Source organism: Shinella sp. (assembly GCF_052438155.1).
In the GTDB taxonomy this organism is placed as follows: Bacteria; Pseudomonadota; Alphaproteobacteria; order Rhizobiales; family Rhizobiaceae; genus Shinella.
In genome coordinates this window covers 155011-163121 of record NZ_JBQVPI010000012.1, presented here as the reverse complement: position 1 = coordinate 163121, position 8111 = coordinate 155011, and the positions used below count along the sequence as shown (strand labels likewise).

The following is an 8111-nucleotide window of genomic DNA, read 5'->3' as shown; positions in this document are numbered from 1 at the left end:
CATCAAGAAGGTGAAGTCCTACGACTACTACGGCAACGTCATCATCAAGCGGATCAAGGTCTGCAAATAATCCTTGCGGCCACGTTCCAGACAAAAGGCCCGGATGCGGTTGCATCCGGGCCTTTCGCACGAACAAGGGCTGGGTGGTTTAGCGCCGCAGGCTGCCGAGGATACCGCGCACCAGCGCGCGGCCGAGCGAGGAGGCGACGGTGCGGGCGACCGATTTCATCGCGGCTTCCGCCACCGTCTCACGCTGGTAGCCGGCGCGGGGCTTGGGCTGCTTGGGCGCGGGCTGGGCGGCGGGTTCGTCGTCGCCGAAGCCGGGCAGGGTCCAGCGGCTGCCGCCGGCGGGTTTTTCCTCGGGCTGGGCGTCCGCCTGTTCCTGGGCGGCGACGGAATCGGCCGCCTTCTTGGCGCGCGCCATGAGAATTTCGTAGGCGGATTCGCGATCGAAATCCTCGTCGTAAAGGCCGGCGACGGGGCTGACCTTCATGATGTCCTTGCGTTCTGCATCGGTCACCGGGCCGACGCGGGAGGCCGGCGGGCGCACCAGTGTGCGCTCGACCATCGAGGGCGCGCCCTTGCCTTCGAGCGTCGAGACCAGCGCTTCACCGGTGCCGAGCTGCGTGATGACATCGGCGCAGTTGAATTCCGGGTTGGGACGGAACGTATCGGCGGCCGTCTTCACCGCCTTCTGTTCGCGCGGCGTATAGGCGCGCAGCGCGTGCTGTACCCGGTTGCCGAGCTGCGCGAGCACGGTTTCCGGCACGTCGAGCGGGTTCTGCGTGACGAAATAGACGCCGACGCCCTTGGAGCGGATGAGGCGCACGACCTGCTCGACACGTTCGGTCAGCACCTTTGGCGCGTCGTTGAACAGGAGGTGGGCCTCGTCGAAGAAGAACACCAGTTTCGGCTTTTCCGGGTCGCCCACTTCCGGCAGCACTTCGAACAATTCGGAGAGCATCCAGAGCAGGAAGGTGCCGTAGAGACGCGGGTTCATCATCAGCTTGTCGGCGGCGAGCACCGAGATCGCGCCGCGCCCGTCATTGGTCGTGCGCATGATGTCGGAAATCTTCAGCGCCGGCTCGCCGAAGAACTGTTCGGCACCCTGCTGTTCGAGGATCAGCAACTCGCGCTGGATCGAACCGACGGAGGCCTTGGAGACGAAGCCGAACTGGTTGGACAGCGTCGAGGCATTCTCGCCCATATAGTTGAGCAGCGCCTGGAAATCCTTGAGGTCGAGCAGCGGCAGGCCGCCCTGGTCGGCGATCTTGAAGGCGATGTTGATGACGCCTTCCTGCGCGTCGGTGGCGTTCATCAGGCGCGACAGCAGCAGCGGTCCCATCTCGGAGATGGTGGTGCGCACGCGATGGCCCTTTTCGCCGTAGAGATCCCAGAAGATCACCGGGAATTCCTGGAATTCATAGGGCGTCAGGCCAATCTGGTCGGCGCGCTTCTGGAGAAAGTCCTTCGGCTCGCCGATCGCGCCGATGCCGGAAAGGTCGCCCTTCACGTCGGCGCAGAACACCGGCACGCCGGCATTGGAAAAACCTTCGGCCAGCACCTGCAGCGTCACCGTCTTGCCGGTGCCGGTGGCGCCCGTCACGAGGCCGTGGCGGTTGCCGAACTTCAAGTCGAGATATTCCGGCTTGTTGTTGGTATCGTCCGGCTTGCGGCTGGTGCCGATATAGAGCTTTCCGTCCTGAAGAAGCGATTCCGTCACGTTGAAACTCCCTGAAGCCGATCTGCGCGATTCGGGGCCGAGTGTCGCTTCGGCCATGTTTTCATTGAATCGTCTCAAGCAGGTTATAAGGATAGTCAGGCACGGGAACAACACGCTTTCAAGGGCCGCGGCCCGGCTGTCGAAGACGCGCAAAGCTGGCTTGAGTTTGCCGGCGAATTCAATTACCTTGACGTCAACGTCAAATAATTCGGAGGATTTTCCATGAACGATCTCGTCACCCGCGTTGCCGATGCCGTCGGCATCGAGCCGGCCCTTGCTGAAAAGGCCATCGGCATGATGCTCGGCTTCCTGCAGCGCGAAGCCGCTGACGGCCCGGTCGCCCGCATGATCGAAGCCATCCCCGGCGCTTCCGACCTGGTTGCCCAGTACAATGGCGAAGGCCAGGGTGGCGGTGGCCTGCTCGGTGGCCTGATGAGCGCCATCGGCGGCGGCGGCGTCATGGGTCTCGGCCAGCAGCTGATGAGCCAGGGCCTCGGCATGGGTGAAATCACCGGGCTTGCCAAGGAAACCATGGCAGTTGCCCGCGAACATGCCGGCGCCGACGTGGTCGACGAAGTCGTCGCTTCCGTTCCCGGCCTCAGCCAGTTCGTCTGAGTTTGGCTTTTTGCCATCCCGCGTCCGCGCGGGATGGCTTCCTCACGCCTCGGCGTGAGACTTCAGCCATTTGCGCAGGCGTCCGCGCGCATTGGCATAGGGTGATGACGTGTTGAACTGGATCATCCGGCCCATGGTCCATGCCTCGTACCAGGGACGTCCGTAGAGCGCCGCATCGTCATGCTGGCCGATGATACCGACAATCCTCTCCTTCGCGGCATCGAGCCGCCCGACGAGCTGCGGGTAGGGAATGTCCGCATAGTCGCCGTAGAATTTCTGGGCGAGCTTGCCGAGTGCGTTCCATTTGAAGCCTGTCTCGGGAAAGTCGATTGGCTGGCCGGCCGCGTCCCGGTCCAGCCATTTCAGCACCAGTTCGTTCCAGCCGACCAGATAGGCGACGAGATCGAAGGGGCTCATCACCGTGCCCTTGGCATGCCCTTCCATCGTGCGCGCGTGCACGAGGTCCGGCGGGAGCGCTTCCAGCGTTTTTCTGAGTTTGGCGAACTCCAGGTCGATTGCGGCGAGGAGTTCGCTTCTGTTCTGCGGAACGGTCACGACCGGCCTAGCGCCTTTGCACAAAGATCAGCAGGGCCGTGAAGGCGGCAAGGCCGAGGCCGACCGAGATCGGCCCGGCCATCGGTCCGCCGGCCTCCATGATGGCGCCGGTGAGGCCCGAACCGGTGGCGCTGCCCGCCGCATAGACAAGCGCGAAGGCCGCGCTGCCGGCCACCAGCATGGATCCGGTGTAGCGCTCGCCGAGCATGGTGAGCGCGCAGGTATAAAGCGAGAAGACGGCCGTGCCCATCAGGGCGAAGATACCCAGGATCGCGATTTCCGACGTCATCGACGGGAGGATGAGATAGCTCGCGGCGGCAACGCCGACGGCGGCGAGCGCCACGCGCTCACGCGGCAGCTTGTCGAGCAGCACGCCGATGAAGGGCTGGGCAAGCGCCGTCGGCAAAGCCAGCACGGTCACGCTGATGGCGGCGAAGGCTTCGCTGTAGCCCATTTTCACGAAATAGACCGGCATGGCCGAGATCGCCGCGATATCGGCAAAGCCGAAGACGAACACCATGCCGACCAGAATGGGCGCGGCCTTGAAGAAGCGGAAGACATCGCTTGTGGACGAGGGGGCCGGCACCGTCTTGGTCGAGAACATCAGCATGCCCGTCGCGAAGGCGACGATGGCAAGATAGACGGCGGTCAGCGCGAAACCGAGGCCGCCCGCGCTGCCGAACAGTGGAATGGCAAGCGGTCCGGCGGCAAAGCCCGCGCAGATGCCCATGCCATAGAGGCCCGAGACGCGGCCGCGCAGCCGGTCCGGGCAGGCCGCGTTGAGCCAGGCTTCGCCGAGCATGAAGATGATGCTGGCAAAGAAACCGAGCACGAAGCGGGCGACGAGCCAGATGGAGAAGGAGGTAGAGGCGGCGAAGGTGACAAGGCACAGCGAGCAGAGGATGAGGCTTGCGATGATCAGCCGGTCAGGCCGCCAGCGTTTGGTGAGCGCGCCGATCAGCAGTGTCGAGGCGGCGGTGCCGCCGGCATAGGCGATGGCGTTCACGCCGATCATCGACGAGGAAAAGCCGCGCGCCTCCAGCGTCAACGAGACCAGCGGATAAGTCAGCCCCTGCGCCACCGAAAAAGCCGTCGCGCCGAGAACGACGGCGAAAATGGCCGGCCAGTCGGGCGTAATGACGGTTGACGACGAGGACTGCATGAAAGGCTCCCTGCCGCAGACGGGGCGGCGCGGCAACATACCCGGCCGGCAACCCGTTGGGAAGCCGGCCTCATCTTTCGGTGTGGTCGGCGAGGGGTATCGCCTATGGCACAACGTTGCCGCTTTCTCCTTCTCCCCCGCGGGGAGAAGGTGCCGGCAGGCGGATGAGGGGGATGCCACAGGTGGAAAAAGCCGGGATATCAGCGCTATCCCCCTCATCCGACCCATCGAGCCACCTTCTCCCCGCGGGGGAGAAGGGAAGGAGGCAACGCCTTGCCTCCTATGCGGTCCCTCTCGCCGCCGGAGCGCGTCAGGCGGCCTGGTCCCAGGCGGGTGCCAAGCCATCCGGGCTGACGATGCGGCCGTCCGGGCGGGCGAGCTTGTGGATGCGCATCATCTCGTCCGGGGTGAGCACGAAATCGAAGAGGGCGAGGTTTTCGGCAAGCCTTGCTTCCGTCGCCGTCTTGGTGAGCGCCACCACGTCCGGCTGCTGGATCAGCCAGCGCAGCGCGACTTGTGCCGCAGACTTGCCATGCGCCGCGCCGATTTCCTTCAGCAACCGCTCATTCGGCACCTTGCCATCGGCCATGGCGTAGTAGGCGGTGAGCGCCATGCCATAGGTCTCGGCGGCTTCCAGCACCTTCATCTGGTCGAGATAGGGATGATACTCGACCTGGTTGGTGGCGAGTGGCGCGGCGCTGAAGCGCACGGCCTCGGCCATCAGTTCTGTGTTGAAGTTGCTGACGCCGATATGCCTTGCCAGGCCACGCTCGCGCACGGCGTTGAGTTCGGCGATCTGCACCTCGAGCGGCACGGCGTCGTTCGGCCAGTGCAGCAGGAGAAGATCGACATGGTCGGTCTTCAGCTTGCGCAGGCTCTCTTCGACGGATGCGGCGAAGGCATTTTTGGCATAGTTCGCGACCCAGACCTTGGTGGTGAGGAAGATTTTGTCGCGGGCGACGCCGGAGGCCTGGATGGCCGCGCCGACGGCGGCCTCGTTCTCGTAGATCTGGGCGGTGTCGACATGGGTGAAGCCTTGGGCGAGTGCCTTCGGCAGGATGGCGAGGACGTCGGCTTCCGGCATGCGGAACGTGCCGAAACCGAGCTGGGGAATGTGGGCGCCATTGGCGTTGACGGTTTTCATTGGATGTCTCCTTTTGGATTGATGGCCCGCCGGAGTTGAAGGGGTAGCGCCCCGGCGGACGAAGGGTTTCAGGCCGGCTGGCAGGCGGCGTCCGGTGCGCTGCGTTCGCGGCGGTCGAGGGCGCCGCTCACCAGCGTCAGGCCGAGGGCCGCAGCGACGAGGATGGCGCCGACCCAAGGCGTTGCACCGAGGCCGAGCGGCGAGGCGACGACCAGCCCGCCGATCCACGCACCTGCGGCGATGCCGAGGTTGAAGGCGGCGATGTTGAGCGCCGAGGCAACGTCCACGCCAGCCGGGCGGTGACGCTTGGCCATCTCCACGACATAGAGCTGGAGGCCCGGCACGGTGGCGAAGGACAGGAAGCCGAGCGCGGCGAGCGTGATCAGCACAAGCACCGGCGAGGAGGCGGTGAAGGTGAGAAGCACCAGCACGGCAGCCTGCAGGGCGAAGAGCACGGCGAGCGCCTTGACCGGTTCGCGGTTCGCCACCTTGCCACCGACGATGTTGCCGAAGGCGATCGCCGCACCATAGAGCACCAACACGAGGCTGACCGTATTGGCCGACAGGCCGGTAATGTCCTGCAGGAGCGGCGACAGGAAGGTGAAGGTCACGAAGGTGCCGCCATAGCCGAGCGCCGTCATGGCGAAAACGAGGAGCAGGCGACCGGAGCCGAGCACGCGCACCTGTTCCATCAGGCCCGCCGGCTTTTCCCGGTTGAGGTTCGACGGCAGCAGCAGGGCGATGGCGGCGAAGGCGACGAGGCCGAGGCCGGCAACGGCCCAGAAGGTGGCACGCCAGCCGAACGTCTGGCCGATGAAGGTGCCGAGTGGCACGCCGGTGACGATGGCGACGGTGAGCCCCATGAACATCATGGCGATGGCCGAGGCCCGGCGATCGGGGGCCACGAGATCGGCTGCGATGGTCGCGCCGACGGAGAAGAAGACGCCGTGCGCGAAGGCCGACAGCACGCGGCCGACGAGCAGCATACCATAGCTTGGTGCCAGTGCGGCCAGTACATTGCCGGCGATGAACAGCGCCATGAGGCCGACGAGCAGCGGCTTGCGGCCGAGCCTGCCGGTGAGCGCCGTCAGGATGGGCGCGCCGAAGGTGACGCCGAGCGCGTAGACGGAGACGATGAGGCCGGCAAGCGGCAGGGTGATGTCGAGGTCGGTTGCGACGGTCGGCAACAGGCCGACGATCACGAATTCGGTGGTGCCGATCGCGTAGGCCGCGACGGTAAGCGCAAAGAGAGCGAGAGGCATGGCAGGGTCCTTGGCCTCCCGGCTTGGGATCCGGGCGGCTTGGCTGGGTTGCGATGTTGGTTCGGAGCGGAATATGGGGCAGGACCACTTGCGCGTTAATCCGGCGAAGTGGATAAGCATATGTGAATTAAATTCAAAGGTGATGCATGGACAACCGGGCCGGTGAAATGGAGGTCTACGTGCTGGCGGCGGAGCTGAAGAGTTTTTCGGCCGCCGGCCGCAAGCTGCGCCTGTCACCGTCAGCGGTGAGCAAGCTCGTCACCCGCGTCGAGGACCGGCTCGGCGCGCGGCTTCTGGTGCGCACCACGCGCCGGCTGGAACTGACGCCGGAAGGCGAGGTCTATCTCGGCCGGGCGCGGCGCATCCTGTCGGATATCGCCGAGACGGAGCGTATCGTGGCGGAGGGTTCCCGCATCGTGCCGCGCGGGCCGCTCAGGGTTAATGCCTCGGTCGGCTTCGGCGAGCGCTGCATTCTCCCGCTCGTGCCGGCCTTCCTCGCGCGCTATCCGGATATCGAGCTGGACCTGACGCTGACGGACGGTGTCATCGACGTGATCGGCGAACGCACCGACGTCGCCATCCGCTCGGGTCCCTTGCGCGATTCCTCGCTGAAGGCGCGAAAACTGCTGGAAAGCCGCAAGGTCGTCATCGCCGCACCGGATTATCTCGCACGGCACGGCACGCCGCAGCATCCGGCCGATCTCGCCGCCCACAACTGCCTGCGCTTCAACTTCCGCCGCAGCATGGACGACTGGCCGTTTCTTGCAAGTGATGGGCAGACGACCGAAGCCTACGAGATCACCGGCAACATGCTGGTCTCCAGCGGCGCCATCCTGCGCCAGCTCTGCGTGGATGGCCTTGGCCTCGGCCGCATCGGGCGCTTCCACGTCGAGCCGGATATCGCCGCCGGAACGCTGGTGCCCGTGCTGGAGGATTTCAACCCGGGCGACATCGAGGTCGTGCACGCGGTCTTCGCCGGGCACGAGCATCTGGCCGCGCGCATAAGGGCGTTCATCGACTTTCTGGCGGAAAAGATTTGAGTGCACTCAGGCTTTTTGACCGCAAATGCTGTCTATCCAGAAATGCGGACAACCACGACGCCTTCGTCTTCAGGTCGACCGCTTCTCACGGCGTTAATTCGAAAAAAAATGCTCCATTGCACTTGCCTTGCAGGCATGGGTCATTCCGATAACGGCGGCGTCTCGGCGCGTAACATCCGACTTCCCCCATAGTGCTTTCCCAGTCTTGCGATTTGGAGACGTTATTGACCGGAGAGTAGAGGGCAGGCTGTGATTCAAGCAGCCGATTACCAGTGCACGCACTGCATTCAATCCGCATTCGCTCCCGCGCGCGTTAAGGAGGCCTCGCTTTATTTCACTAAGCTTTTGATCAACACCCCTCAAAAGAAAGAGATTCTCTTCTTTTGAAAAACCGCTCGAGGACAGCAACCTGCTTAGATTGGCGCGCTCTGTTGAGAATTGGATTTTTTGGCAAGCATCGATAGCGCGGGCAGACCATGCACTGGAGAGGAGAATGATGCCGGCAGCAATCGTGAATTTCTGGAAGTAGGAATTTGACATCTGAATTCCTGTTCGTAGTGCAAGTACTTCAAGCTCTGGTGGATTTGGAAATCTGCTCGAAACCGATGAA

8 protein-coding genes are annotated in these 8111 nt (G+C 64.0%); 2 read left to right on the top strand and 6 right to left on the bottom strand.

Annotated features, from left to right (window positions below; genetic code table 11):
- Window positions 1–148: 148 nt before the first annotated feature.
- Window positions 149–1780, bottom strand: a complete 1632-nt coding sequence (locus ACT6VE_RS21370) for a helicase HerA-like C-terminal domain-containing protein (protein WP_444800443.1) — start codon at window positions 1778–1780, stop codon at window positions 149–151.
- A gap of 165 nt (window positions 1781–1945) precedes the next feature.
- Here ACT6VE_RS21370 and ACT6VE_RS21365 point away from each other — a divergent pair, with 165 nt between their 5' ends.
- Complete coding sequence (locus ACT6VE_RS21365; RefSeq protein ID WP_444800442.1) at window positions 1946–2338, top strand: hypothetical protein; 393 nt, start codon at window positions 1946–1948, stop codon at window positions 2336–2338.
- 42 nt (window positions 2339–2380) lie between these two features.
- Here ACT6VE_RS21365 and ACT6VE_RS21360 read toward each other — a convergent pair whose 3' ends face one another.
- The 4 genes from ACT6VE_RS21360 to ACT6VE_RS21345 all read right to left on the bottom strand — a co-directional run bounded on the left by ACT6VE_RS21360 (window position 2381) and on the right by ACT6VE_RS21345 (window position 6461).
- Window positions 2381–2893, bottom strand: a complete 513-nt coding sequence (locus ACT6VE_RS21360; RefSeq protein ID WP_444800441.1) for a ClbS/DfsB family four-helix bundle protein — start codon at window positions 2891–2893, stop codon at window positions 2381–2383.
- A 7-nt stretch (window positions 2894–2900) separates the two neighbouring features.
- Window positions 2901–4055 (bottom strand): MFS transporter, encoded by a 1155-nt coding sequence (locus ACT6VE_RS21355; protein WP_444800440.1) that lies wholly within the window; start codon window positions 4053–4055, stop codon window positions 2901–2903.
- A 310-nt stretch (window positions 4056–4365) separates the two neighbouring features.
- Window positions 4366–5199 carry an aldo/keto reductase gene (locus tag ACT6VE_RS21350; protein ID WP_444800439.1) on the bottom strand — a complete coding sequence of 278 codons (834 nt, stop codon included), beginning with the start codon at window positions 5197–5199 and terminating at the stop codon, window positions 4366–4368.
- 68 nt (window positions 5200–5267) lie between these two features.
- Entirely contained in the window at window positions 5268–6461 is a 1194-nt protein-coding gene (locus ACT6VE_RS21345; RefSeq protein WP_444800438.1) for an MFS transporter, read from the bottom strand.
- A 146-nt stretch (window positions 6462–6607) separates the two neighbouring features.
- On the opposite strand from ACT6VE_RS21345, the gene ACT6VE_RS21340 reads away from it, so the two are divergent.
- Window positions 6608–7501: a LysR family transcriptional regulator gene (locus ACT6VE_RS21340; protein WP_444800437.1), complete on the top strand. Its 894-nt coding sequence runs from the start codon at window positions 6608–6610 to the stop codon at window positions 7499–7501.
- A 93-nt stretch (window positions 7502–7594) separates the two neighbouring features.
- Here the strand turns inward: ACT6VE_RS21340 and ACT6VE_RS21335 are convergent, their stop codons facing one another.
- Window positions 7595–8041, bottom strand: coding sequence for a hypothetical protein (locus tag ACT6VE_RS21335; RefSeq protein WP_444800436.1), 447 nt, complete (start codon window positions 8039–8041; stop codon window positions 7595–7597).
- Between the last annotated feature and the right edge of the window lie 70 nt (window positions 8042–8111).